Below are 25473 nucleotides of genomic sequence, written 5' to 3'. Positions count from 1 at the left end.
GATCGAGGTATGAACCCGCACACTCCGCACCCAGATGAGGACCCGAACGCTTCGGGCCGTCCGGATAGCACTCCGGACGCCACTTCCGGCGGCCCCGCCGACACCACTGCGGCGGCCGGCGAACCAGCGCAGGAGGCTCCGCCGCTTTACCCGCCGGGCGGCCCGTACCCGTCCGGCCCCGGGGCCACCCCTCCCCCGTACACCGGCGCCCCGCCGGCCCCGGGCGTGCCGCCGCAGAACTTCTTTGACTGGATCCGCAGCCACGGGATCTACCGCGGCCGTCAGCGCTGGGTCGGCGGCGTCGCCAGCGGCATTGCCCAGCGGCTCGGCGTCGACCCCTTGATCGTGCGCGGCATCCTGATCGTTCTGACCGTGTTCGCCGGCGTCGGCGTCCTGTTCTACGGCCTGGCCTGGGCGCTGCTGCCGGAGCCGGACGGCCGGATCCACGTCCAGGAGGCGGCCGCCGGCCGCTGGAGCTCGGGCATGACCGGCGCCCTGATCACCACCATCATCGGGTTCCCCAGCCTGGGCAGCGGCGTCTGGGGCTGGGACCGCTACGGCTTCGGCGCCTTTGTCTGGACCGTGTTCTGGGTGGGCGGCGCCATCTACGTCATCTACTACCTGACGCAGCGCAACAAGGCCCGGGCCGGCGGACCCCCCGCGTCCCCAAGGCCGGGGACGGGAGGTGCCGGCTGGAGCGCGGCGGGCGCCGGCACCTACGGCACCATGTCCGGCACCGGCACCGGCACCGGCCCGGGCAACCCCGCCACACCCGGCGACAGCGCCCTCGACGGCACCTACGAGAGCACCTACGAGAGCACCTACGGCGGCACCGGACCGAACCCCACCGGCACCAACCAGACCCTCCCGCTGGAAGGACTCCCGGCGCGGAATTGGGAGGACCATTCCGGAGCTGCCCCCGGCTGGGCGGTACCGCCCGCCGCCGGCCTCACCCCGCCCTACGGCGGCGGTTACGGACCCGTGCCGCCGGCCGCGCCGGTGCCGGCCCCCAAGCCCCGCAACCTGGGCCCCGGCGCTTCTGCCGTGGCGGTAACCGCCGGCATCGCGCTCCTGGTCGGCGGCGGCATCAAGGCCCTCGACGCCGCCCACGCGATCAACCTCGGCACCGCGGGCAACGCCGTCGTATGGGCCAGCGCCGCGGCGGTGCTGGGTCTGGGGATCCTGGTCTCCGGGCTCCGGGGCCGGACGGCGGGCATCCTGGGGTTCTTCGCCGTCGTGGCACTGATCATCGGCGGGATCTTCAACCTGGTGCCCAACGCCGACCGGGCCCGCTTCCAGAACATCGACTGGGCCCCGGCGAGCATCGAGCAGGCCCGGGACGGCTTCGACATCACGGGCGGGACCGGCACGGTGGACCTGACCAAGCTCAACCTGAACCCGCCGCTGGGTTCCGACGTCGTGGTCCGGCTGGATGCCACGGCGAGCAATGTCACGGTGGCCATCCCCACCAGCGTCCCGGTCCAGGTCCAAGCGGACATGACGATGGGAAACCTCAGCGACAGCCGCGGCAACCACGGCGGCATGACCACCCAGCAGAACGACTACAACACGGACAAGCCCGGCAGCCGCCTGATCGTCAAGATCTCGGGGACCCTGAGCAACGTCACCGTGAAGGAAGGGAACTGACATGAGCAGCTACGACCCGGCGGACACGCCGGCGGGGCCCTCGACCGACGGCGGTCCGCGGGCCCGCGTGGGAACCGTGGTTTGGGGGCTGATCGTGCTGGCGCTGGCCGCGCTGATCATCATCTCCCGGCTGGGCCTCGTCGCCCTGAACGGAACCTATGTGCTGATCGGCCTGATGATCGGGGCCGGCGCCGCGCTGGTGGTCGGCGGATTACTGTCCGCCCGCAGACGTGACAAAGACACTACGACAGGGAAGTCTTGAACCATGGATAAGTTCTTCAGCATCGTCCGGGGCCTAGGCCTGAAACGCGGCCCGCAGCGCTGGCTGGGCGGCGTGTGCGGCGGGATCGCCGCCAAGCTGAACGTCGACGTCGCGTACGTCCGGATCGGATACCTGCTTTTCGCCCTCATCCCCGGCCCCGCCTTCGTGTTCTACCTGGCAGCCTGGCTGATCCTGCCGGACCAGCGGAACGCGATCATCCTCGAGTCCTTCCTGGAGAGGCGCGCCGGTCGGCCCTGAGCCGGCCCTGAGCCGCGGCGGCAGCCGCCTGCCCCACCACGAACGCGCAGTGCCCCCGCCGACTCCGGCGGGGGCACTGCGCGTGGGTCACCGTTTGTGTGCTGCCCCACATCCGCGATTACACTTCTAGGTGAGCTCAGCGTGGCGCTCTGCCTGTACCCCTTCGAACCAGGATTTGAGCCGAGACATGAAAATTGGAATCCTCACCAGCGGCGGAGACTGCCCCGGACTGAACGCCGTGATCCGCGGTGCCGTCCTGAAAGGCATCGCCGTCCACGGCCACGAATTCGTGGGGTTCCTGGACGGCTGGCGCGGCGTGGTCGAAGGCGACATCATCGACATCCCGCGCGCGCTGGTCCGCGGCATCGCCAAGCAGGGCGGGACCATCCTCGGCACCTCCCGGACCAACCCGTTCGAGAACAACGGCGGCCCCGAGGTCATCAAGGCGAACATGGACCGCCTCGGCATCGACGCCATCATCGCCATCGGCGGCGAAGGCACCCTCGCCGCCGCGAAGCGCCTGACCGACGCCGGGCTGAAGATTGTCGGCGTGCCCAAGACCGTCGACAACGACCTCGACGCCACCGACTACACCTTCGGATTCGACACCGCCGTCGAGATCGCCACCGAGGCCATCGACCGCCTGCGCACCACCGGGGAATCCCACCACCGGACCATGATCGCCGAGGTCATGGGCCGCCACGTCGGCTGGATCGCCCTGCACGCCGGCATGGCCTCCGGCGCCCACGCCATCCTGATCCCGGAGCAGAAGGCCTCCATGGAACAGATCACCGAATGGGTCATCTCGGCCCGCGACCGTGGCCGCGCGCCGCTGGTCGTCGTCGCGGAGGGCTTCGTCCCCGAGGGTCAGGAGTCCCCGCACTCCGAGCGCGGACTGGACACCTTCGGCCGGCCGCGCCTCGGCGGCATCGCCGAACTGCTGGCCCCCGAACTGGAGGCCCGCACCGGCATCGAGACCCGGGCCACGGTGCTGGGGCACATCCAGCGCGGCGGTGTCCCCACGGCTTTCGACCGGGTGCTGGCGACCCGCCTCGGCATGGCGGCGATCGATTCGGTGGTGGAGCAGCGCTGGGGAACCATGGTGTCGCTGAACGGCACCGACATCGTCCATGTCGGCTTCGACGCCGCCTTGGGCAACCTCAAGAGCGTGCCGCAGCACCGCTACGAGGAAGCGGCCGTTCTCTTCGGCTGAGGCGTCCCCGGGCTGGGCTTTCCCGGCTGGGCGTTGCCGCTGGGTAGGGTTGAGGCATGACTCTTGCGCCCGGTTCCGCTGAAATCATCCAGCTCGCGTGGGCCCGCCGGCTGGGGCTCGACGACGGCGCTTTTGCCACCGCCGCGGGTCGCCGCCTCACCCGGGTGGACGACGCGGCCCGTTCCCTGCAGTTCGTCCGCCTGTTCGGCAGCTCCGCCCTGGTCGGGCCGGGATGGGCCATCGACGCCGCGGCCGGGTACTCCGAGGAGGAGCTGGCGCAGCACGTCACGCTGCTGACCATCACGCGCGGGCACGGCGGCCACGGCCTGGGCGCCGCCGCACTCTTCTTCGCCGACGACCTGCCGCTGCAGCAGCCGGCCGAGGAGCTGACCGTCTCGCAAGGGAACCCGGAAGCGATCGAACTCGAAGCACTGTGCCCGCCGGACGACGTCAACGAGGTCGGCCTCGCGGACCTCGAACACCGCTTCACTATCATGCACGTCGAAGACGGCCGGCGGACGCCCGTGGCCTGCGGCGCCTACACCGAATGGGAAGGCATCTTGGCACAGCTTGGCGTGCTGGTGGCCCCCGAGTGGCGGCGCCGCGGCGTCGGCACCCTGGCCGCCTCGATTGCGGCCCATGAGGCGCTGGCCTCGGGGTTGACGCTGCAGTGGCGCTCCGATGTCAGCAACAAGGGCTCGCTGGCCCTGGCCCGGAGCCTGGGCTTCACCGCCGGCGGCATCCAGACCAGCGTGCTGCTGGGCTAGTCGGGCCGGGTCCGGTTGCGCCCGGCCGCGTTGCCCTAGCCCCGCTGGGCGTCGGCGTCCTCCGTGACGGTGGCCTCCGTGACGGTGGCCCCGCCGGTTGCTGCCGCCGGAACCGTGCCGGGGGTTCCCCAACCCTCGTGCGGCTGCGGCTTGGCGAAGAACAGCGCCACGGCAGCGCCGAGCAGGATCACCGCCGCGGGCAACAGGATGGACTGGCCCATCGCCGTCGAGAATCCCTCGTGCAGCGCCTCGGGCAGCCTGCCGCCGAACGCCATCGGGTTTGACTCCCCGGACGCACCCGGGGCTGCCGGGAGTTCCGCGGCAAGCCGGGCCTGGATCAGCACGGCGATGGCAGCGCTGCCCAGGACCGCACCGATCTGGCGGGTGGTGTTGTAGACGCCGGAGCCGGCCCCGGCCTGGCGCGGCGGCAGGTTCCGGGTGGCGGTGGAGCTCAGCGGCGCCCAGATGCCGGCGTTCGCGAATCCCAGCACGGCGCTGGGCAGCAGGAAGAGCCAGATGGGGGTGTCCGGGTGCATCAGCGAGGCGTTCCAGAACAGCGCCACTGACATCAGGACCAGGCCGCCGGCCGTGATGAACTTCGGGTTGACCCGGTCGATGATCTTGCCCACGACCGGTGCCAGGCCGCCGGAGATCACGGCCATCGGAACCATCATGAGCGCGGACTGCGTCGGGGTGAGGCCCCGGACCACCTGGTAGTAGAAAATCAGCGGCAGGCTGAAGGCGGTCACGGTGAAGCCAACCGTGGTGATGCCCACGTTGGCCAGCGAGAAGTTGCGGTCCTTGAACAGGCCGAGGGGCAGCAGCGGTTCGCCCTTGTTGAACCGCTGCCAGGCCACGAAGGCGACGAGGACAACGACGCCGCCTATGATCAGGCCCCAGACGGTGATGGGGCCGGTGATGGTGCCCCAGTTGTAGGTTTCGCCTTCTTGGATCCCGAACACCAGCAGGAACAGTCCGACGGCGCTGAGCAGCACGCCGGGGATGTCGAACTTGTGCGGGTGCGTACTCAGGGCCGGAACGAAGCGCAGGGCCAGGATAAAGCCGGTGATGCCGACCGGAATGTTGATGAAGAAGATCCACTCCCAGCCCAGGCCGTCCACCAGGACCCCGCCCAGGATCGGCCCCACCAGGGTGGCAACCCCGGCCGTGGCACCCCAGATGCCCATGGCGGCGCCGCGGCGGTCCGGCGGGAAGATCCGCGTGATGACGGCCATGGTCTGCGGTGTCATCATCGCGGCCCCGAGGCCCTGCAGCACCCGGGCCTCGATCAGGGTGTGCACGTCGCCGGAGAGCCCGCACCACAGCGAGGCAAGGGTGAAGACCACCAGTCCGGACAGGTACAGCTTCTTCGGACCGAAGCGGTCGCCCAGCCTGCCCGTGATCAGCAGCGGGACGGCATAGGCCAGCAGGTAGGCACTGGTTACCCAGATCACCGAGTTGATGTCAGCGTTCAAGCCCTCCATGATCCGGGGGTTGGCCACCGAGACGATGGTGGTGTCGATCAGGATCATGAAGAATCCGATCACCAAAGACCAGAGGGCGGCCCACGGCCTCGCTACGTTTTCCATTAGGTTCCTTAGGGTGCGTGGGTGGCCGGTTCAGGCGAGGAGCGCCAGAATATCGTTCCGGGCAAACATTTGGGCGGCTGCCCGGGCGGAGGGACTTCCGGCGTCGGGGTCGGCGCCCGCGTCCACGAGGACCTGGACCACGTCCGGGTAGCCCTTGAACACGGCCCCGGCCAGCGGTGTCTGGCCGCGGTCGTTGGCTGTGTTGGCGTCGCCGCCGTGCGCCAGGATGAGCCGGACGGTGTCCGCGTGGCCATGGTAGGCGGCAAGCATCAGCAGGGTATCGCCGGCCGCGGTGGTCAGCGTGGCGGGCGCCCCGGCGGCGAGGTAGCTGCCGAGCAGGGCGGAGTTGCCGTCGCGGGCGGCGTCGAACAGCGCGTGGGCGAGGGCGAGGGTCTCCTCGTCGGGGGCGGCCGGCTCGGAAGCGGCCGCTTCCGGCCCGCCGCTCACCGGGTCCCCCGGAGGAAGCCGGTCTGGCGTCCCACGACCTGACCGGCGTCGGGCGCCACAATGAGTTCCTGGGCGGCGGTGTACGCTTCGTCGCCGTCCATCACGGTGAGCACCTCGTCCGGGGCGACGGAGCGCTTGATGACGGCCAGGGCCACCGGACCCATTTCGTAGTGCTGCGCCACGGAAGTCAGCGTGCCGACCTTCCGCTCGCCGGCCCGGACTTCGCTGCCGACGGCGGGCAGCGTGTGCTGGGACCCGTCCAACTGGAGGAACACCAGCCGCCGCGGGGGATGACCTAGGTTGTGCACCCTGGCGACTGTTTCCTGTCCCTTGTAGCAGCCTTTCGCCAAGTGCACTGCCGTGCGCAGCAGGTCCAGTTCGTGCGGGATGGTCTTGTCGTCGGTCTCCGACCCCCAGCGGGGGCGCCACGCGGCGATGCGCAGCGCCTCGGCCGCCAGGACACCGGCCAGCGGGCGTTCCGCCACGGTGGCCTCAAGCTCTGCAGCCGGCACGAGGTATTCGAACCACGGCCGTTCCAGGCCAGGGTGGGTGTCCTCGCCCACCACGGCGTAGGAGTACCCGCCGGCGCCGACGTGCGGCCAGGGATCTTCCCAAACACGGAGACCGGACCACTCCGGAACCGGCCGGGTGGCGCCCAGCACAGCCCAGTCCGCCGAGACGTCGGCGACCTCGACCCGGAGCATGAACTTCATCCTGGTCAGCCATTCGGCCAGCGGCGCGGCCTCGGCCGCCTCCACGATCAGCCAGGTGGTCTCGCCGTCGTCCAGCACCCGCGCGTCGAACTCGATCCGGCCCTGCACGCTGAGCAGCAGCAGTTCGGTGGACTGGCCGGGGGCCAGGGCCGTGAGCTGCTGCGAGGACAGGGTGTTGAGCCAGCTCAACCGGTCCGGCCCGCTCACCGTGACCACGCCGCGCTGGGACAGATCGACGACGGCGGTGCCGGCAGCCAGGGCGCGCTGCTCGCGCAGCGGTTCGCCGTAATGGGCGGCGACGCCGGCGTCGGCACCGGCCGCTTCGACGGCGCCCGGGCGCGACAGCAGGGGGCTCTTGGTAGTCATATGAAGTAGAAGTCCTCAGCGCTCAGCGGTATTCCGGATTTTCGAAGTCGAATCGGGTGCCGGCTTTCCAGCCTTCGGGCAGGTTGCCGTACGCGGGGATGCCGCCGGCATCCTTGAGCATCCGGGCCAGGTGCAACAGGTTCCACGTCATGAAGGTGGTGTTGCGGTTGGTGAAGTCACTTTCCGGGCCGCCGGAGCCTTCGTCAAGGTAGCTCGGCCCCGGTCCCACCGCACCGATCCAGCCCGCATCAGCCTGCGGCGGGATGGTGAAGCCGATGTGCTGGAGGCTGTAGAGCACGTTCATGGCGCAGTGCTTGATGCCGTCCTCGTTGCCGGTGATGAGGCAGCCGCCCACCTTCGGATAGAACGCCCACTGGCCCTTGGAATTCAGCTCGCCGGAGTGCGCGTAGAGACGCTCGATCAGTTTTTTGGTCTGGGACGAGTTGTCCCCCAGCCAGATCGGGCCCGCCACCACCACAATGTCCGATTCCTGCACCGCCGGGTACAGCGCGGGCCACTCGTCGCTCGCCCAGCCGTGCTCGCGCATGTCCGGGTAGACGCCGCTGGCAATGTCGTGGTCCACCGTCCGGATGACGCTGGTGGCGACGCCCTGCTTCTCCATGATCCTGCGGCTGATCTCGATCAGGCCCTGCGTGTTGGACGTCTCCGGGGATTTCTTCAGGGTGCCGTTGAAGAAGACTGCCTTGAGGTCGCCGTACGTGCCGGGTCTCGCCGCGTCAGTGCCGGTTTCATTTGCGGTGCCACTTGCTGTGTCGTTCACTGTGGTGCTCCCTGCGTTCGCTGCGGACAACGGAAATCCAGTGAGACCCCGGCTTCGGCCGGACGTGCGGTTCAGCCGACCTTGCTGAGGATGGCGGAGGCGTGCGCTTCCAGGCCGCCGCCCGGCGTCGAGCCCTTGCCGGCGGCGACGTCCCAGCGCCAGAGCAGCTTGCCGTCGACCAGGCCGAAAATCCGTGTTGCCGCGGTGTACTCCTTGGAGTGGCTGCCGCGCATCACCATGTCGGTGCTGAGCTGGATCTGCGGTCCCTTGATCTGGCCGTAGTAGAGCTCGGAGATCCCGCCCGGATGCGAGATGGAAACGGAAATGTCGAAACCGCCCTCGCTGTTGCGCAGTTCCTCGACCTCGTCTGCGCTCTTGAGCACCGGGACGATGTCGGCCGGAATGAGCCCGGGGCCGCCGTCCTCCTCGCGCTGCTTGCGCTCAAGGGCCCAGAAACCGGTCTCCACGGTCAGCGGCCGGAGTTTGGTTCCCTCGTCGTCCGTCAGCCACGATTCGGCCCGGTACTGCAGGTACGGCAGGCCGTTGTGGGTGAAGGAGACGTGCTGGAGGAAGTGCTCCGAGTCCTCTTCCCCGGCGCCGAGCCGGCCGCGGCCCTCCCACTCACCAATGAGCCAGGACAGCGGAACAAGTTCGGGGGTCAGATCTGTAGGAATTTCAATCGGCACAGCAGCTACCTCTGGAAACTACGGGTTCTGGACGCTTAGCGGCTTTTTACTTCTGGCCCTTGAAGAGCCGGTACACCACGAAGCCGGCAAACCAGGCCATGGAAAGGCCGGCGACGGCAAGCAGGACAAGGAAGAAGATCTCAAATGCAAGTACGGACATGATGCCATCCTAACGCGTTAGTGGAGGAGTAGTTTGTCTATGAAGTAAGCCAGCGAACCGACCGCGGAGACGGGCGCCAGGCCCATGCTCAGCACGGCCGGCAGGTTCAATGTAGCGCCCCGGATGATCACCAGCCGGCGGAAGCTGACCAGGACGGCCCCGACCACGATCCCGACGAGGGCGGCCGGCAGCACGGCGATGTCGGAGAGCACGAGGCCGGCCAGCGGGCCGGCAAGCCCTGCCCCGACGATGCCGAGCGGAGCGACGATCCGGTCCGGCCAGCGGATCAGGCCCGCCATCAGGGCGATCGCCGCGCTGATGGCGGCAACGAGCAGCATTTCCCTGACCCCGTTGAAACGCGAGCAGGCGATCCAGCCGGCGCCGAGGCAGGACAGCAGCACGCCGGCGCTGGACCCCAGGGTGGACTCCAGCCGCTGGGCCTGGCCCGTGCCGCGGATCAGCTGCATGACGAAGATGGCCATCACCCCGGCCGCCACGAATGCTGGCGTCCAGTTCAGGAACCCCGGCGCGGGCAGGTAGGTGGCGGCCACAGCGGAGCCGATTCCGGGGAGGCCGATCAGGGCGGCGAGGGTCTTCTTGGCCGGGATGCCGAGGAAGTGCGGCCAGCCAATGCCGACGCAGGCCGCGGTGAGCACTGCGACGGCCAGCAGGACCTCAGGCGCGGAGTAAGCCCCGGCAATGATCGCGGCGAGTCCGGCCAGGCCGATGACGCCGACACTCCAGGACTTCACAGTTCCCCCTCCAACGTCTGTCTCAAAGCCCTCCCCAGCAGGGCACCCGGAACGCGGTCCCCCACGATCAACTTAGCCACGATCAACCGGTACCTTCGCTCACTGCGGACCCGTTGGGCCTGCTCGACTCGCCGGGCTGGAGGCCCTGACGGATCAATCCTGCCCTATGTGAACGTTTTGTGTCGCAAAAGGGCCAAGCTGGAGCGGCGGAACAGTGCCTGTCGGGGGCCGTTTGGGTATACTCAAAGCTCAGCTACGCTTCCTCCGGCAGCCGCAGGCAGGTCACCGTCCGGAAGCTCAGTACCGGCCGGTGAGAGCCCGGCTCAGACGCCCAATGATGCGCGGACACCCCTTGGAGGAACCATGTCGCACATCCTGCTACTGACGAACAGCACCGGGTCATCGGTGGATGTCCTGCCTGCGCTGGAACTGCTTAATCACCGCGTCCACATTCTTCCCGCTGAGCCCACGGCCCTGCTCGAGACCGACCCGTGCGACATCGTGCTCCTCGACGCCCGCAAGGACCTGGTCGGCGCCCGCTCCCTCACCCAGTTGCTCAAGGCGACCGGGCTGAGCGCACCACTCATGCTGATCCTGACCGAAGGCGGCATGGCAGCGGTCTCCTCGGCCTGGGCCGTGGACGACATCCTGCTGGAGTCGGCCGGGCCCGCGGAAGTCGAAGCCCGCATCCGCCTCGGCGTCGCGCGTGCCCTGCCGGACCAGGACGACACCCCCACGGAGATCCGGGCGGCCGGCGTCGTCATCGATGAAGCCAGCTACACGGCCCGGGTCAACGGGGCGGCGCTCAACCTGACGTTCAAGGAATTTGAACTGCTCAAGTACCTCGCCCAGCACCCCGGCCGCGTCTTCACCCGGCAGCAGCTCCTGACCGAGGTCTGGGGCTACGACTACTACGGCGGCACCCGCACCGTGGACGTCCACGTCCGGAGGCTGCGGGCAAAGCTTGGCGCCGACCACGAGAACCTGATCAGCACCGTCCGCAATGTCGGATACCGCCTGACGCTGGTCCGGCAGCCGGATGAGGAACTCACCGAGGCCTGAGCGGCTCCGCCCACCGCGCTGGCCCGTTTCGAACACAGAAAAGCCCCGGACTCAACAGTCCGGGGCTTCCTTACGCCGCTTGGCGCTGCAGTGGAGGACATACGGGTCGAACGTATCGAGGCCACCCCAGTGGTGGATCCCCCTCGCATCCATTCAACGTTTCGAACCGTTGAGCCGGATGAGATAACGACTATACGTGCCCCGAACGGATGCATCAAATCGACGCGGCCCCCACCCGCCGGCGGGCAGCGGACGTATAGCCTTGCACCATGAGTCCTGCGCATCCGGAAAACTGGCCCGTACTCACCCTGCAGGGAGCTGTGGACGAACAGCTGCTGCGGGACGTCAAGACGCTCGTGGCGGCCGCCGAGGAGTCCGACGGCAACCCGCCGCTGTCCGAGCAGACCCTCGTGACGCTCCGCGCCGCGGGCGCGGGCCCGCATTCCGTGCTGGCCTTGGCCCTCTACTCCCCCGACTATTCCCGCGAGGACTCCGGCGTGGATGCCGCTGCCCCCGGCCACGCCGGATCACCACACCCGGGCCGGGGCAACGACTTGGCGGGCTTCGCCGTCGTCGTCGAGGAGGCGGACGGCACCGGGGTGCTGGAGGTGGCCGTCCATCCGAGCTACCGCAACCAGGGCGTCGCAGACCGGCTGGTCGGGGAACTCCGGAAGGTGCGCGGCTTCGCGGGCCTGAAGGCGTGGTCACACGGCAACCATGAGGCCGCCGCTGACCTGGCCGCCCGCTACGGCTACGCCCCGGTGCGCGAGCTGTGGAAGATGCGGCTCGCCACCGCGGCCTCGGAACTGCCCGACGTCGCCCTGCCCGACGGCGTGTCGCTGCGCAGTTTCGTGCCCGGCCGGGATGAGGAGGCCTGGCTGGCGGTCAACCGGGCCGCCTTCGCCCACCACCCGGAACAGGGAAACATGAGCCGCGCGGACCTGGACGCCCGTATGGCCGAGCCGTGGTTCGACCCGGCCGGTTTCCTGCTCGCGGTCGACGCCGACGGCCGGATCCTCGGCTTCCACTGGACCAAGGTGCACCCCCGTCACGGCGAGCACCCGGCAATCGGCGAGGTCTACGTGGTCGGCGTCGCCCCCGAGGCGCAGGGCACCGGCCTGGGCAAGGCCCTGACCGTGGCCGGCATCAAGCACCTGCAGCAGCAGGGCCTGCACGCCGTGATGCTCTACGTCGACGCCGACAACATTCCCGCCGTCGCACTGTACCGGCGTCTGGGCTTTTCACGCTGGGATGTGGACGTCATGTATGCCCCGCTGGAAGGGCAGTAGCCGGGCCGGCGGCCGGGCACCCGGCCGGGGTCGAAACCTGGGCTCATCCGGATCTGATTCCTTGTAAGGTTGAAGCTAAATCGCGCCAGCATTAGGAGAGACCATGCAACGGGAATCTGCCCGGACAGCCACGTCTGAAGCCGCTACGCCGGACAAGGCTGCGCGTCCCGTGCGGGCGCGGTTCGGTTCCTCCGAAGTGCCCGCCTCCCGCGCCACCCAGGACCGGATCGACATCCCCGAGTTCGCCCCCAACCTGGAACCGGAAGGCGACATCAGCCCGGACCGCTTCCTGGACCGGGAGCTGAGCTGGCTCGCGTTTAACTCACGCGTCCTGGAACTCGCCGAAGACCCCAACCTTTACCTGCTGGAACGCGTCAGTTTCCTCTCCATCTTTGCCTCCAACCTGGACGAGTTCTTCATGGTCCGCGTCGCCGGCCTCAAGCGCCGCATCGCCACCGGCCTGGCGGTGCCCTCCCCCGCCGGACTGAGCCCCATGCAGGTCCTGGAACAGATCGGCGACGCCGCCCACCGGCTCCAGCAGCGCCACGCCAGGGTCTACGCGGAACAGATCCGCCCCGCGCTGGCCTACGAGCACATCCACCTGATGCACTGGGAAGAACTCGACGACCAGGCCAAGGACCAGCTCAGCGCCATGTTCGCGGAAAAGGTCTTCCCAATCCTGACGCCGCTGGCCGTGGATCCGGCCCACCCGTTCCCGTACATCTCCGGGCTCTCGCTGAACCTCGCCGTCGTGGTCCGCAACCCGGTCAGCGACAAGGAGCTCTTCGCCCGCGTCAAGGTCCCGGACCAGCTGCCGCGGCTGATCTCCATTGACGGCCCGCGCGCCGGCTCCGTGCCCGGGCGGGTGGCCCGATTCATCGCGCTTGAGGAAGTCATTGCCGTCCACCTGGACCAGCTCTTCGCCGGAATGGAGGTGCTGGAACACCACACCTTCCGCGTTACCCGCAACGAGGACGTCGAGGTCGAAGAGGACGATGCCGAGAACCTGCTGCAGGCCCTGGAGAAGGAACTGCTGCGCCGCCGCTTCGGCCCGCCGGTCCGGCTCGAGGTCACCAACGACATCAACCCCAACATCCGGGCGCTGCTGATCCGCGAGCTCGGCGTGGAGGAATCCGAGGTCTACTCCGTCCCGGCCCCGCTGGACCTGCGCGGGCTCTCCGTGATCGCGGGGATCGACCGCGCGGACCTGCACTACCCCAAGCATGTGCCGCACACGTCCCGGTACCTCAACGAGTCGGAGACCTCCAAGGCAGCGAACGTCTTCGCGGCCATGCGGCGCCGGGACATCCTCCTGCACCACCCCTACGATTCCTTCTCCACCTCCGTGCAGGCCTTCCTCGAGCAGGCCGCCGCGGACCCCAAGGTGCAGGCCATCAAACAGACCCTGTACCGCACCTCCGGCGACTCGCCCATCGTCGACGCCCTGATCGATGCCGCGGAGGCCGGCAAGCAGGTGCTCGCCCTTGTGGAGATCAAGGCCCGCTTCGATGAGCAGGCCAACATCTCCTGGGCCCGGAAGCTGGAGCAGGCAGGGGTGCACGTGGTCTACGGCATCGTGGGCCTCAAGACCCACTGCAAGCTCTCGCTCGTGGTCCGCCAGGAAGTCGACGGGCTGCGCCGCTACTGCCACATCGGCACCGGGAACTACCACCCGCGCACCGCGCGCTATTACGAGGATCTCGGCCTGCTGACGGCCAACGAGCAGGTGGGCGAAGATCTGTCGAAGCTGTTCAACCAGCTTTCCGGCTATGCACCCAAGTCCACCTTCAAGCGGCTGCTGGTTGCTCCAAGGTCGGTGCGCTCCGGGCTGATTGACCGGATTGAAACGGAAATCCGGAACGCCCGGGCGGGAATCGCCGCCCGCGTCCAGATCAAGGTGAACTCGATGGTGGACGAAGCCATCATCGATTCCCTCTACCGTGCCTCGCAGGCCGGGGTGCAGGTGGACGTCATTGTCCGCGGCATCTGCTCCCTGCGTCCCGGCGTCCCCGGACTCAGCGAGAACATCACTGTGCGCTCCGTCCTGGGCCGATTCCTGGAACACTCCCGCGTCTTCGCCTTCGCCAACGCCGGAGACCCGGTGGTCTACATCGGCTCGGCGGACATGATGCACCGCAACCTGGACCGACGGGTGGAGGCCCTGGTGCAGCTCAGCAGCGGGGACGACACCTCGTATGTCCTGGACATGCTCCGCCGCTACATGGATCCGGGTACCGCCAGCTGGCATCTGGACAACAGCGGCGAATGGGTCCGCCACCACCTCGCGGAGGACGGCACCGCCCTGCAGGACGTCCAGTCATGGCTGCTCGCATCGCGTTCGCGGCAGCGCTCGGCGAGCCTGCGCTAGGGCCTCCGGTTGTGAGCAGCGATTCACTGGTCGCGGACCAGACCGACCATCCCGGCGAGGCCATAGCCGTCGTCGCGGCCGGCGCCCTGCCGTGGCGCGTCAACAAAGACAAGCTTGAGGTCCTGCTGATCCACCGCCCGCGCTACGACGACTGGTCCTGGCCCAAGGGCAAGCTTGATCCGGGCGAGACCGTTCCCGAGTGCGCCGCCCGCGAGGTGGAAGAGGAAATCGGCCTCAAGGCTCCCCTGGGCATCCCGCTCCCGCCCATCCATTACCACGTGGCAGCAGGCCTGAAGGTGGTGCACTACTGGGCGGTCGACGTCGACGGCGCCCCGCTCCGCCCGGATGGCAAAGAGGTGGACAGCGTCATGTGGTGTTCGCCGGAGAAGGCCGCCGGCCTGCTCAGCAACCCCAGCGACCGGGCCCCGCTGGAGCACCTCGCGGCGGCACACTCCCGCGGCGAACTGGACACCTGGCCGCTGCTGGTGTTGCGTCATGCCAAAGCCAAGCCGCGCTCGTCCTGGTCAAAGGCCGAGGGCGACCGTCCGCTGGCTGCCACCGGGACACGCCAGGCCCAGGCCGTCGGCCGGCTGCTCCAGGCCTGGAGCCCGTCGCGGGTGGTGACGAGTCCCTGGCTACGCTGCGTAGCCACGGTCGCGCCCTATGCCAAGGCCGTCGACGCCAAGGTGAAGCTGCATGAATCACTGACCGAGCACCTGCACGGCCGGAGCCCGCACAAGACCGCCAACGTCGTCGAATCCCTGTTCGACAAGGGGCGCCCGGTGGCACTGTGCACGCACCGCCCCGCACTGCCCACGGTCTTTGCGCAACTGGGCAAGCACATGAACTCCCGGCTGCGGGCCCTGCTGCCCTCAAACGATCCATTCCTCTCGCCCGGGGAAATCATCGTCTGCCATGTCTCGCACAGCAAGGGCAAGGTCGTGGCCGTGGAGCAGTTCCGGCCCTTCGACGACTAGGGTCCTTGACCCCGGCGCCCCCCGGCCCTAGTTTGTATCAAGTACTTGGTACATAACTGCGGGATCTTTGGGGGATTTCATGCCGGGCGAGTTCTACTTTCCATCGATGCTGCTGTTCGGCCCGATCATCGCCGCCGTGCTGGTCTACGCCGTGCTGCGCTGGGTAATCTGGGCGCCGGATACAGGCACCTCCCCGGCATCGGTGTCGGAACACGCATAGTGGGTGGGGGTCATCGGCTGGCTGGCGAGCTCGCTGCAGGGCGCCATGAATCTGGGCATCATTCCGGCCGACCCTTCCGCCGGCGGCGCCATGACGACCCCCGCGACGATCCTGCCGGCCCTTACCTGGCCGATCCTGGGTTGCCTGGGCGTACACGCGCTCGGCCAGGTCAGCTATCCGGGGCCGCGGCGAATGCGGCGGCAGACCGTCCTGTCGGTCCGGCGGATCCGCGACTTCCTGCCGCACCGGCTGGCCGCGGTCACGGCGGCCGTCTTTGCCGCCGCCGGCGCGCTCATCGCGTGGACCGCCACGCTCCCGGGGTTCGCACCCGTGCCGCCCACAACCGGGGCGGACGGCCCGTACACCCGGCAGACGCTGGGCGTTGACGGCCGTATTCCCGGGGTTGAGCTAGCCGCCTGGCTGGGCGGAGCCCTGGCCGTCCTGGCCGCCGGGACGATGCTGGTGCTGTGGCTGATTGCCAGCCGCCGCCAGCTGGAGGCCCTCGACGCCGGCGACAATGCGGTGCTGCGCACCATCGCCATGAACCGCCTGCTGCGGACCGCTTCCATAGTGGCTGCGGGGCTGGGCGTGATCGCAGGCAACTTCGCAGCGCGGCCGGACCCGTCAACCGGCGTCTCGTCCTGGACGAATGCGGCCGGCCTGGCGGGCATGGGTGTCCTCTTGATGATGTGGTTTTGGGGGCCGCCGCGGCTCGCGGCCGCCGGGCTGGGCGCGCGCAACCGGCCGCCTGCAGGACTGCAGGCCGGCGGCCAGCACCCCGCGGCCCGGCTGGTCTCGTCGCTGGGTCCGCTGCTGGGACTCGCGGCGGCGGTGCCCCTGCTGGCGGGGGTCTTCATCGTCCCCGGATTGACCGCCGCCGCGGCGGGCTTCGGAATGGCGGGCTTCGCTACCCTGATGGCGGCCGCGGTGCTGGCGGTCATTGCGGCCGGCGAGCTGCTCCTGCAGCGCAACTACGGCGACCCGGGAGCGCCGCGCAACTGGCCGCGGCAGCCGGTTAGCCCGGCAATGCTGACCACCGCCGTCCTGGCCCTGCTGTCGTTCCTGCTGGCCCTGGCAGTCACGGCGGTCGGTCAGGAACGGCTCTATGGCGAGCCGGACTGGGTTCCGCCGGCCCTCCTCGCGGCCGGCGGCGCGCTTGCCTCGGTGCCGGCTTTCCTCGCCGCCAGGCACCGGCAGGGGGTCCCCGGTCTTGCCGCCGGCATGGACGCCGCGCTGCGCGCCGTCGCGATCCACCGGACCGTGCGGACCCTCGCGGCCCTGTTCACCGCCCAGGCCGCCGTGTTGCTGCTGACCCAGGGGCCCGCGTGGGCTGCCTTGTTTGCCGCCGAATCCTTCGGGGGACCATTCAATCCCGACGCCAACACGTGGTGGCCGGCGACCCTGGCCGGAGCGGTCCTCGGCACCCTTGCCACCATCATCGCCGTTATCCCCGTCGCCGGCCCCGCGCGCAGCCCGGCCGGACCCGTGCCGCGGCGGGACAAGGAGCCCGCCGCGTGACCGCGGGAATCTCCATCGACCTCCGCTCGGCCACACCGCCGTACGAGCAGATTCGGGCGCAGATCGCCTCGCTGATCGTCATCGGGGCGCTGCCGCCGGGAACCCGGTTGCCGACCGTCCGGCGCCTCGCCGCAGACCTCGGCATTGCGGCCGGAACCGTCGCACGTGCCTACAAGGAGCTCGAACAAGCCGGGCTGATCCAGACCGGGCGCCGCAACGGAACCGTCGTCGCCGGCCCGGTCGGCGGGGACGGCCCGGGTGGCGCCCTCGGTGATGCTGTCCCGGCGCGGCCGGCGGCCGGACCGAACGCCGCGGTGATCGCCGCCGTCGACCGCTGCATTGCCGCAGGCCGCGCGGCCGGCCTCGACGACGGCGCGTTGCTCGCCGTGATGCGCGCCCGGCTCGGCCAAAGCCATGAATACGGCGAGCAAGACTCTTCTCAGTAGACTGGGAGCGTGAGCATCCCAACGCCCTACGAAGACCTGCTGCGCGATGTCTTCGAGCACGGCACCCACAAATCGGACCGCACCGGGACGGGCACCCGCAGCGTGTTCGGCCGGCAACTCCGCTTCGACCTGGGCAAGAGCTTCCCGCTCATCACCACCAAGCGCGTGCACTTCAAGTCCGTCGCCGTGGAACTCTTGTGGTTCCTGCGCGGGGACAGCAACGTGAAGTGGATGCAGGACCAGGGCGTCACCATCTGGAACGAATGGGCCGACGCCGACGGCGAACTCGGCCCGGTCTACGGCGTCCAGTGGCGCTCCTGGCCCACGCCCGACGGCGGGCACATCGACCAGATCGCGGAACTGGTGGAGAACCTCAAAAGCAACCCCGATTCACGCCGCCACATCGTCTCGGCCTGGAACGTGGCGGAGCTCAAGAACATGGCCCTGCCCCCCTGCCACGCCTTCTTCCAGTTCTACGTCGCCGACGGCAAACTCTCCTGCCAGCTGTACCAGCGCTCCGCGGACACCTTCTTGGGCGTGCCCTTCAACATCGCCTCCTACGCCCTGCTGACCTGCATGCTGGCCCAGCAGACCGGGCTGGAACCGGGCGAATTCGTCTGGACCGGCGGCGATGTCCACATCTACGAGAACCACCTGGACCAGGTCCTCACGCAGCTGGGCCGGGAGCCCTACGAATATCCGCAGCTGAGGATCACCCGCCAGCCGGAGTCCATCTTCGACTACACCCTCGAGGACTTCGAGGTCGTCGGCTACCAGCACCATCCAACGATTAAGGCCCCGATAGCCGTATGAGCAACGAGACCAGCAACCCCACGGATCCCGTCGATTTCACCGAGCAGCTCCGCGGCACCGTCACCGGCCTCGGCCTGGTGTGGGCGCAGACCAGCACGGGAGTGATCGGCCAGGCCGGGACCATGCCGTGGCACCTTCCAGAGGATATGAAGCACTTCAGCCGGCTCACGGCCGGGCACCCCGTCATCATGGGGCGCAAGACCTGGGATTCCTTCCCGGACAAGTACCGGCCGCTGCCCGGCCGGACGAACATTGTCATCACCCGGCAGGAAGGCTGGGGCGGGACGCCGGAGGCCGACGGCGCCTTGGCGGTCAAATCCCTCGACGACGCCTTGCTGGAGTCGCAGTTCGCGTCCGGTCCCGAGATGGTCTGGATCATCGGCGGCGGCGAGATCTTCACGCAGTCCCTCGACCTCGCCGACGTCGCCGTCGTGACGACCATCGACACCGCGACGGAGGGCGACACCTTCGCCCCGGAACTCGGCTACGACTGGACCGCGGAGGCCAGCCTCCCGCCCGACGGCTGGCTGACTGCCGCGAACGGCACGCGGTACCGCATCACCCTGTGGCGGCGGACGGAGGCCAAATAGTGCTGCGTAAACCGGAAATCCTCTTTGTCCTCGGCTACATGCTGCTGCCCCTGCTGGCGCTGCTGTCCGCGATCGTGGGACTGACCATGATCCTCGGCGGCAACAAGATCGCGGGCGCGATCGTGCTCGTCGTCGTCACGCAGCTGTTCGCTTTCGGCGCCATGTTCGCCCTGCGCCGGCGCAAGAGCGCACTGCTGGCGGAGCCCGACGGCGAGTAGCGGCACCGGCCGCGGCTCCCGCCGGTGCCGGCGGATGGGGAGACCACCCCATCGCGCGATCCCGGCGGCACGGCTAGATTGGGGCCGGTCAGATTCTTTGGTCTGGCTGTAATGAGCTGGAATGCACTTGGTCTTGGCAGTGGCCCGTTAGGCTGTTGCCCGTAAGGGGGGATGCCATCATGGCAGGTAACGTGTGGGGCGCCGACGTCGCCCAGCTTCGGTCGCTCGCGCAGCACTTCGGCAAGACGTCGGAAACGCTACTGCAGCAGTCCTCGGTCCTCACGTCCACGATCAACAACAACACCTCGTGGAAGGGCGCCGACGGCGCGCGCTTCAAGTCCGACTGGAACGACACCCACCGTGCCTTGATCCAGCAGACCGCCCGGGCGCTGAAGCAGCAGTCCAAGGCACTCCTGACCCAGGCCGACGAGCAGGAGAAGGCCAGCAACGCCGCCCCGGGCTCCGGCGGCGGCCCGCTGGGCCCCCTCGGCCACGGCGCCGGCCCCGGGGCGTGGGCCGTGGCCGGCGGCATCCTCGCCGGCGGAGCCGCCCGCCTCAAAATGTTCATGGGGATCCAGAAGAACTTCAAGACCCCGCTCACCCTGGCCAAGCACCTCGGACAGTACGGCTGGGTCTTGAAGAACGAGCGGGATGCACTGTCCAAGGCGTTCTTCACCACCGGCCGCCACCGGTTGGGGGGACCCGGATTCACCGCAAGCAACCTCTTGCGCAGCGACCCGCTCAAGGAGCTGCTCACGGCATCGACGAAGTCCAGCAGGGCCCTCGGCCTGATCGACAAGGCCTCGGACATCGCGTCGCTCAAGGACCTCAACAAGCACATACCCGGGCTGTCACGTCTGGCGCCGCTGCTCGAAGAGCGGCAGCTCTTCGGGGCCAACAAGAGCTGGGACTGGCTCGGGAAGTCCGGACTGTCCCGCACTCTCGGCTGGGCCGGAGTCGGATTCAACGCCGTGGACACAGTAAAGAGCTTCGCGGACGGCGACCTCAAGGGTGGTGCCGCCAGCCTTGGCAAAACGATGCTCGGCGTCGGATGCTTCATGCCGCCGCCTGCCGGGACCATCTGCCAGGTGGCGAGCGTGGGCGTAGCCGTTTACGAGAACTGGGACACCATCAGCAGCGTCGGCAAGAACGTCGGCGAAGGCATCGTCGACGCCGTCAAGGATCCGGGCAAGTTCGTCAGCGATGCCGCTGACAGCGTCAAGGATGCCGGCGAATCCGTGGCACACTTCTTCGGCTTCTAGATTAGGAGAATCACATGACAGTTCAGGATGAAACTGCCTACGAGCCCCGGCTCGGCGTCGATGTCATCGGCTTCGGCATCGGGGAAATCGCGTACCTGCTTGATGTTTTCGAGGGACCGGCCCGTGACCGTTCCGTCAGCGTCTTCCGGGCTGAAGAGATGGTGGACGACGTCACTCTGGCGACCGCCGGCGCCTCCTCGCTCCTTGCACGGGACCTGGCCACGGTCAACGAGGAGGGAGAGCTCGGCGTGACCGGTGTCGCCGCCGCCGTCGCGTCCGCTTTCGGCCACGCAACCCACTGGACGGAGGTGTCCCTCCTGGCACCCGAGTCGATGGACAACGTGTTGCTCATCGAAGCCCCCGACGTCGCGCTGATGCTGCAGCCCCGGCTGCTGGGCACCTGGTTCGTGTTCGCGCAGGACCCCGCCATCAGCTCGGCCGAGGCTACGCTGCGGCTGGTCAAGCAGCACGCCGCAGAAACCCCCGGCGGCTCTGCCTATTTCGTGTTCAAAACCCTCACTGCCGAGACCCGTCTGCTGGTGCGCCGGGAAGGCGAAACGTGGACGACCGGCGTGCCCGACTTCGAGACGGATGAGGTCGTGGAAACCGCAGGCCTGGACGACGCCGCGCTGCTGCGGGCGATTGAGGAGTCCCGTGGACAGGCATAATCAGAACACCCCCCAGGATCCCGCCCGCGACGGCGCGCAAGGAGAGCCTGAGCGGGGAGCCGGGCCAGAGCGCCCGATCCGCCGCAGGGCGGACAACGGGGATCTTGTCGCTTACAGCGCCGAAGAGTACGGGGTCCGCAAGGATGAAGGCCTCGGCGTGATCAAACCCGTCAATAGCGCCAACGGCATTCTCTTCCTGGCTATCCTGCTGACGATCGGAATGGGAGGGCTGGTCTACTTCGTCGTCCAGATCATCAGGCAGGACGCCTGGCACATCGCCGGCGAGGTCTGGTGGGTCTTTCCCGCCTGCATCTTCCCCTTCGCCGCTGCCTGGTTCAACTACTTCAAGGAACGCAAGGCCGAAAAGCTCCGCAAGGCCGGCAACCTGCCGCGGCCGGTCGAGTAGCGTGACGGAGGCACCGCCGCTCCCCTTTCAGTCGCGGAGCATGCTGAATTTTCCCGACGTCGCCGAGGGTCCGACGATCTCGTCGAATGCTGCGCAGGCCTACGGCACCGGAGGTAATCTCCTGAAGCCGCGAGGGTCCCGTGGCGAGGCGTAGCCGGGACGTGCCCCAGGAACGCGGTTACACACCGCCGCCGGCCCCGGAGGCGCCCGTGAAGCACCGGATGGCCGAAAATGGCGAAATTGTCAGCTATACCGACGAGGAATACGGCGTACGCAAAGACGACGGGCTGGGCATCATCAAGCCGTTGAACGCCTCCGGCGGCCTGCTGTTCCTGGCCCTGTTGATAACCGCCTTCTTCGGACTGATGCTCTACGGCGTGGTCCAGATGGCCGTCACCGACCAGTGGCACATCATGGGCGAGATCTGGTGGATGTACGTGCTGGTACTCTATCCACTGTTCGCCGGCTGGGCCGGCTACTTCAAGGAACGCAAAGCCGAGAAGCTGCGTAAGGCCCGCAACCTGCCGAGGCCGGTCAAGTAGCTTCTCCGCAGGTAAAAAGTTCCGTGGCCCGGTGGGCGCGACGGCGTCATCTGAAGGGCCGCTGGCAACCGTCTTCCCGAGCAGATCCGCACCGTTAGTCAGGACGAACTGTGAGCTTCGATCGCGAGCGTGAACGCCGCAACGACGACGTCAATGCCGAGCACAAGGAGGCGCTCGCGCGGGGCGAGAAGCGCGTGCTGCGAAAGACCGACACAGGCGAACTGCACAGTTACCCCGCGGACGAAATCGGGTTTTCCCCCGGCCGCGGCCAGGTGCAGGTCCGGTCCTGGTGGGGCATGGGAATCCTTACCGCCGTCATGGGGCTCTTAGTCATTCTTTCCGGGGTGATCCTGCTGGCCCCCGTGGGCCGCGGTGAGCAGCCTTTCTGGGGAGCACTGTTCCTGACGGCATTCGGCGGTTTCGGAGCCTGGTATACCTTCGGCATGGCAAGTGACGAGTACCGGGCCAAAAAGCTACGGACGGAGCGGCAGGCGCCCGAGCCTGGAGCCGGGCACATCTCGCAGTAGTTCGCAGGGCCGGGCATCGCTCGCTCGCATAACGTACCCGACTGCGAATGCGTCATCCACACCATCCAGAAGGTAGAACCACGTGCCTACAGACACTGACAACCACCAGCACGACGAAGAGATCCGGGCCCGCCATGAACGGGCAGTGGCTGCCGGGGAGAAACGGTTCCTGACCAGGACCATGGACCACGGGCGACTGCACTCCTACGCCGCGGACGAGATCGGCTTTGCCCGCGCCGGGTCCGGCCCGATCGTCGCCACGGCGTCCGGGATGGTCCTTCTGGCGGCCGTGTTCGCCGCGGTGACCGTGTTCTCGATTTTCCTCGTCGCCGCCCCTACCTCGCGGGGCGAAAGCCCGCTGTGGGGCGCTCTCGTGCTGACCGTGATCGGCGCCTCGGGTGTGCTCTACGCTGTTCGGCTCGCCGTCTCCGAATTCAAGGCCAGGCGCATCCGCCGCGAGCGCGGCCTTCCGGAGCCCAGCCCGCGCCAGCTGAACTGATACGGGACGTTGCCGAGCCCTGCGGGAGGGCCGACGTACCCACGTGACGTAACCGGCTGCGGGCCAGGCACCGCAAAGTCTAAACTGGCCCAATGACTACAGCAGCTACCCCGTCCGTCGGACTGGTCGGTTGGCGTGGCATGGTCGGCTCCGTCCTGATGCAGCGTATGCAGGACGAGGGCGACTTCGCCAACATCAACCCGGTCTTCTTCTCCACCTCGAACGCCGGAGGTGCCGCCCCGGCCATCGCCGGTGCGGCGGCAGGCGCTGCCGGCAAGCTCGAGGACGCGTTCGACGTCGAGACGCTGGCGAAGCTGCCGATCATTGTGACCGCCCAGGGCGGCGACTACACCAAGCGGGTGCACGGCGAGCTGCGCAGCCGCGGCTGGGACGGCCTGTGGATCGACGCCGCTTCCACCCTCCGCATGAACGACGACTCGATCATCGTGCTGGACCCGATCAACCGCGACGTCATCGACGCCGGCCTCTCCGGCGGCGTAAAGGACTACATCGGCGGCAACTGCACGGTCTCCTGCATGCTGATGGGCCTCGGCGGCCTGTTCAAGAACGGCCTCGTCGAATGGGGCACCTCGATGACCTACCAAGCCGCGTCCGGAGGCGGTGCCCGGCACATGCGTGAACTGCTGAGCCAGTTCGGCACGCTCAACGCCGAGGTCAGCAGTGAACTGGACGACCCGGCGTCGGCCATCCTGGAGATCGACCGCAAGGTCCTGGCCCACCAGCGCACCGACATCGACGCCACCCAGTTCGGTGTGCCGCTGGCGGGCTCGCTGATCCCCTGGATCGACGCGGACCTCGGCAACGGCCAGTCGAAGGAAGAGTGGAAGGCCGGGGTGGAAACCAACAAGATCCTGGGCACCACCGGCGCCGACCGCGTCATCATGGACGGCCTGTGCGTCCGGATCGGCGCCATGCGCTCCCACTCCCAGGCGCTCACGCTCAAGCTCCGCGAAGACCTCTCGGTCGCCGAGATTGAGAAGCTCCTGGACGCGGATAACGAATGGGCCACCGTGGTGCCCAACACCAAGGAAGCCTCGATGGCGGACCTGACCCCGGTGGCGGCGTCCGGCACCCTGGATATCCCGGTGGGCCGCATCCGCAAGCTCGAAATGGGCCCGGAGTACATCAGCGCGTTCACCGTCGGCGACCAGCTCCTCTGGGGCGCCGCGGAGCCGCTGCGGCGCATTCTCAAGATCGCCACCGGGACCCTCTAGCCCCTGCGGGTCCGGTCAGGTTCGGTCGAGGCCGAGGAACCGGCGATACTTCGCGGCCTGCAGCTCAAAGGATTTTCGAGCCGCAGGCCGCAGCCCGTTAACGTCGTCGAACGGTTCGGGCACGACGGCGCCGGACCGGCCGTTGCCGGGCGCCGCCCAGGTCCCGACCACGGCACCCCCGGCCACGAGGGTCTTCCTGAACACCCCGTTGCCGCCGGGGACGATCTTGTCCGCGTGCTGCGCGTGCAGCGCGATGGACCGGTCGGTGTAGCCGAGGAGGAACTCGTCGAATCCGGGCAGCGCCAGCACGGTGCGCTGGCCGGGGACGGCGCCGTCGAGCAGGGCCGCCGTCTGCGGGGAGAGCCAGTAGGTTTTTCCGTCAAATTCCAGCTCCGCCAGCCGGTCGCGCACGTCCGCCAGCGCAGCCCGGACCTCGGTCAGCGGGACGCCGGACCACCAGGCGAAGTCACGTTCGGTGGCAGGGCCGTGGCTGTAGAGGTAGCGCAGCAGCCACTCGGCGATCCCTTCCTCGCGGCCCAGCCGCCGCGAGTCCTTGATCCAGTCGTCAAACGCCACCACCAGCTGCTGGTTGCCGGCGAGCGGGCCCAGCACCAGCAGGCCGCGCTGGCACAGGGTCCCCAGGAGATGGATGCCGCGCTGGCCTGCCGTGGACTGGCCGGCTTGTTCGAAGGCCTGGAACAGCTCCGCCCGGCTGGCTGCTGCCCCGCCGGCGACCCGCTGCAGGGCGGCATCCGCGGCGGCGTCGACGTCCGCGGCAGAGATGCCCAGTTCCCGGTGCCGCCCCGCCAGGCCTTTGATGAGGCGGGCGGAGGTGATGTCCAGGACCCATTTCAAGTCCTCGGGCGCCAACAGGTGCAGCGTGCCGCGCATCGGCCAGGACCGGACGATTTCGCCGCGGTCCAGCGAAGCGCGGACATCGGCCGCGCGGGAGCCCGGCACGCGCTGCCCTACGGCCCACAGCGCAGCCTGGAGGTCCTGCGCCTGCATGGCGGTCATACCCCGGACGGCGCCGGGAACAGACTCGAAAGCCGGGCCGGCAAGCCCTTGGGAGACCAGGCGGAGCCGGCCCATGACGCTCCGGCTCAGACGCGTGCGCACCACTGCTGCCATGACAACATCCTAGGCCGGGCTCAGCCGCCCCGGCGGAATCCGGCCGGTGCGCGGCCACCGC

The 25473-nt window shown here is 68.5% G+C and carries 29 protein-coding genes; 22 read left to right on the top strand and 7 right to left on the bottom strand.

Annotation, left to right across the window (positions count from 1 at the left end):
- Positions 1-9: 9 nt before the first annotated feature.
- The 5 genes from AC1DH3_RS01555 (at position 10) to AC1DH3_RS01535 (ending at position 4147) form a co-directional block, all read left to right on the top strand.
- Positions 10-1647, top strand: coding sequence for a PspC domain-containing protein (locus AC1DH3_RS01555; RefSeq protein ID WP_441417019.1), 1638 nt, complete (start codon positions 10-12; stop codon positions 1645-1647).
- 1 nt (position 1648) lies between these two features.
- Positions 1649-1909, top strand: a complete 261-nt coding sequence (locus AC1DH3_RS01550; RefSeq protein WP_441417018.1) for a hypothetical protein — start codon at positions 1649-1651, stop codon at positions 1907-1909.
- Between the two features lie 3 nt (positions 1910-1912).
- The gene (locus AC1DH3_RS01545; protein ID WP_441417017.1) at positions 1913-2167 is read left to right on the top strand and encodes a PspC domain-containing protein; all 255 of its coding nucleotides are present in this window, start codon (positions 1913-1915) and stop codon (positions 2165-2167) included.
- A gap of 187 nt (positions 2168-2354) precedes the next feature.
- Positions 2355-3380 carry a 6-phosphofructokinase gene (locus tag AC1DH3_RS01540; RefSeq protein ID WP_175321157.1) on the top strand — a complete coding sequence of 342 codons (1026 nt, stop codon included), beginning with the start codon at positions 2355-2357 and terminating at the stop codon, positions 3378-3380.
- Positions 3381-3436: 56 nt separating this feature from the next.
- Complete coding sequence (locus AC1DH3_RS01535) at positions 3437-4147, top strand: GNAT family N-acetyltransferase (RefSeq protein WP_441417016.1); 711 nt, start codon at positions 3437-3439, stop codon at positions 4145-4147.
- Between the two features lie 35 nt (positions 4148-4182).
- On the opposite strand, the gene AC1DH3_RS01530 is transcribed toward AC1DH3_RS01535, so the two are convergent.
- The 6 genes from AC1DH3_RS01530 to AC1DH3_RS01505 all read right to left on the bottom strand — a co-directional run bounded on the left by AC1DH3_RS01530 (position 4183) and on the right by AC1DH3_RS01505 (position 9641).
- The gene (locus tag AC1DH3_RS01530) at positions 4183-5736 is read right to left on the bottom strand and encodes a DHA2 family efflux MFS transporter permease subunit (protein WP_476892111.1); all 1554 of its coding nucleotides are present in this window, start codon (positions 5734-5736) and stop codon (positions 4183-4185) included.
- 30 nt (positions 5737-5766) lie between these two features.
- Positions 5767-6183, bottom strand: a complete 417-nt coding sequence (locus tag AC1DH3_RS01525) for an ankyrin repeat domain-containing protein (protein ID WP_441417014.1) — start codon at positions 6181-6183, stop codon at positions 5767-5769.
- On the bottom strand, positions 6180-7262 hold the full coding sequence (gene ygfZ, locus AC1DH3_RS01520; protein WP_441417013.1) for a CAF17-like 4Fe-4S cluster assembly/insertion protein YgfZ: 1083 nt from the start codon (positions 7260-7262) through the stop codon (positions 6180-6182). Before ygfZ ends, AC1DH3_RS01525 begins: the two co-directional genes overlap by 4 nt.
- 22 nt (positions 7263-7284) lie before the next feature.
- Positions 7285-8043 carry a flavodoxin family protein gene (locus AC1DH3_RS01515; protein ID WP_441417012.1) on the bottom strand — a complete coding sequence of 253 codons (759 nt, stop codon included), beginning with the start codon at positions 8041-8043 and terminating at the stop codon, positions 7285-7287.
- A gap of 71 nt (positions 8044-8114) precedes the next feature.
- The gene (locus AC1DH3_RS01510; protein WP_441417011.1) at positions 8115-8729 is read right to left on the bottom strand and encodes a nitrobindin family protein; all 615 of its coding nucleotides are present in this window, start codon (positions 8727-8729) and stop codon (positions 8115-8117) included.
- A 177-nt stretch (positions 8730-8906) separates the two neighbouring features.
- Positions 8907-9641, bottom strand: coding sequence for a permease (locus AC1DH3_RS01505; RefSeq protein ID WP_441417010.1), 735 nt, complete (start codon positions 9639-9641; stop codon positions 8907-8909).
- A gap of 363 nt (positions 9642-10004) precedes the next feature.
- On the opposite strand from AC1DH3_RS01505, the gene AC1DH3_RS01500 reads away from it, so the two are divergent.
- From AC1DH3_RS01500 to asd, 17 genes are all read left to right on the top strand, one after another.
- Positions 10005-10703, top strand: a complete 699-nt coding sequence (locus AC1DH3_RS01500) for a winged helix-turn-helix transcriptional regulator (RefSeq protein ID WP_175321149.1) — start codon at positions 10005-10007, stop codon at positions 10701-10703.
- Positions 10704-10972: 269 nt separating this feature from the next.
- The gene (mshD, locus tag AC1DH3_RS01495) at positions 10973-11992 is read left to right on the top strand and encodes a mycothiol synthase (protein WP_476892107.1); all 1020 of its coding nucleotides are present in this window, start codon (positions 10973-10975) and stop codon (positions 11990-11992) included.
- A gap of 103 nt (positions 11993-12095) precedes the next feature.
- Positions 12096-14360, top strand: coding sequence for an RNA degradosome polyphosphate kinase (locus AC1DH3_RS01490; RefSeq protein ID WP_441417008.1), 2265 nt, complete (start codon positions 12096-12098; stop codon positions 14358-14360).
- Between the two features lie 11 nt (positions 14361-14371).
- The gene (locus tag AC1DH3_RS01485; protein WP_441417007.1) at positions 14372-15337 is read left to right on the top strand and encodes an NUDIX hydrolase; all 966 of its coding nucleotides are present in this window, start codon (positions 14372-14374) and stop codon (positions 15335-15337) included.
- A 67-nt stretch (positions 15338-15404) separates the two neighbouring features.
- Positions 15405-15557, top strand: coding sequence for a hypothetical protein (locus AC1DH3_RS01480; protein ID WP_476908453.1), 153 nt, complete (start codon positions 15405-15407; stop codon positions 15555-15557).
- Positions 15558-15560: 3 nt separating this feature from the next.
- Entirely contained in the window at positions 15561-17075 is a 1515-nt protein-coding gene (locus AC1DH3_RS01475) for a hypothetical protein (RefSeq protein WP_476908452.1), read from the top strand.
- Positions 17072-17521 (top strand): GntR family transcriptional regulator, encoded by a 450-nt coding sequence (locus tag AC1DH3_RS01470; RefSeq protein WP_441417005.1) that lies wholly within the window; start codon positions 17072-17074, stop codon positions 17519-17521. Before AC1DH3_RS01475 ends, AC1DH3_RS01470 begins: the two co-directional genes overlap by 4 nt.
- 9 nt (positions 17522-17530) lie before the next feature.
- The gene (locus AC1DH3_RS01465) at positions 17531-18334 is read left to right on the top strand and encodes a thymidylate synthase (protein ID WP_476892104.1); all 804 of its coding nucleotides are present in this window, start codon (positions 17531-17533) and stop codon (positions 18332-18334) included.
- Positions 18331-18924: a dihydrofolate reductase gene (locus tag AC1DH3_RS01460; protein WP_441417003.1), complete on the top strand. Its 594-nt coding sequence runs from the start codon at positions 18331-18333 to the stop codon at positions 18922-18924. Before AC1DH3_RS01465 ends, AC1DH3_RS01460 begins: the two co-directional genes overlap by 4 nt.
- Entirely contained in the window at positions 18924-19142 is a 219-nt protein-coding gene (locus AC1DH3_RS01455; RefSeq protein WP_441417002.1) for an NF038396 family protein, read from the top strand. The genes AC1DH3_RS01460 and AC1DH3_RS01455 overlap by 1 nt, the downstream gene beginning before the upstream one ends.
- Positions 19143-19321: 179 nt before the next feature.
- Entirely contained in the window at positions 19322-20404 is a 1083-nt protein-coding gene (locus AC1DH3_RS01450) for a WXG100 family type VII secretion target (RefSeq protein WP_476892103.1), read from the top strand.
- Positions 20405-20418: 14 nt separating this feature from the next.
- Positions 20419-21072 (top strand): hypothetical protein, encoded by a 654-nt coding sequence (locus AC1DH3_RS01445; RefSeq protein ID WP_476892102.1) that lies wholly within the window; start codon positions 20419-20421, stop codon positions 21070-21072.
- Entirely contained in the window at positions 21059-21478 is a 420-nt protein-coding gene (locus AC1DH3_RS01440; RefSeq protein ID WP_441416999.1) for a hypothetical protein, read from the top strand. Before AC1DH3_RS01445 ends, AC1DH3_RS01440 begins: the two co-directional genes overlap by 14 nt.
- A gap of 161 nt (positions 21479-21639) precedes the next feature.
- Positions 21640-22020 carry a hypothetical protein gene (locus AC1DH3_RS01435; protein ID WP_476908451.1) on the top strand — a complete coding sequence of 127 codons (381 nt, stop codon included), beginning with the start codon at positions 21640-21642 and terminating at the stop codon, positions 22018-22020.
- Between the two features lie 110 nt (positions 22021-22130).
- Complete coding sequence (locus tag AC1DH3_RS01430; protein WP_476892100.1) at positions 22131-22547, top strand: hypothetical protein; 417 nt, start codon at positions 22131-22133, stop codon at positions 22545-22547.
- Positions 22548-22629: 82 nt separating this feature from the next.
- Positions 22630-23046, top strand: coding sequence for a hypothetical protein (locus tag AC1DH3_RS01425; RefSeq protein ID WP_476908450.1), 417 nt, complete (start codon positions 22630-22632; stop codon positions 23044-23046).
- 92 nt (positions 23047-23138) lie between these two features.
- On the top strand, positions 23139-24281 hold the full coding sequence (gene asd, locus AC1DH3_RS01420) for an aspartate-semialdehyde dehydrogenase (RefSeq protein WP_476908449.1): 1143 nt from the start codon (positions 23139-23141) through the stop codon (positions 24279-24281).
- 15 nt (positions 24282-24296) lie between these two features.
- Here the strand turns inward: asd and AC1DH3_RS01415 are convergent, their stop codons facing one another.
- Positions 24297-25412 (bottom strand): winged helix DNA-binding domain-containing protein, encoded by a 1116-nt coding sequence (locus AC1DH3_RS01415; RefSeq protein ID WP_476908448.1) that lies wholly within the window; start codon positions 25410-25412, stop codon positions 24297-24299.
- Positions 25413-25473 lie beyond the last annotated feature (61 nt).

Source organism: Arthrobacter sp. 05L428 (assembly GCF_056397665.1).
Note: the sequence above shows the minus strand (reverse complement) of the source record. Positions and strands in the feature narration are given on the sequence as shown.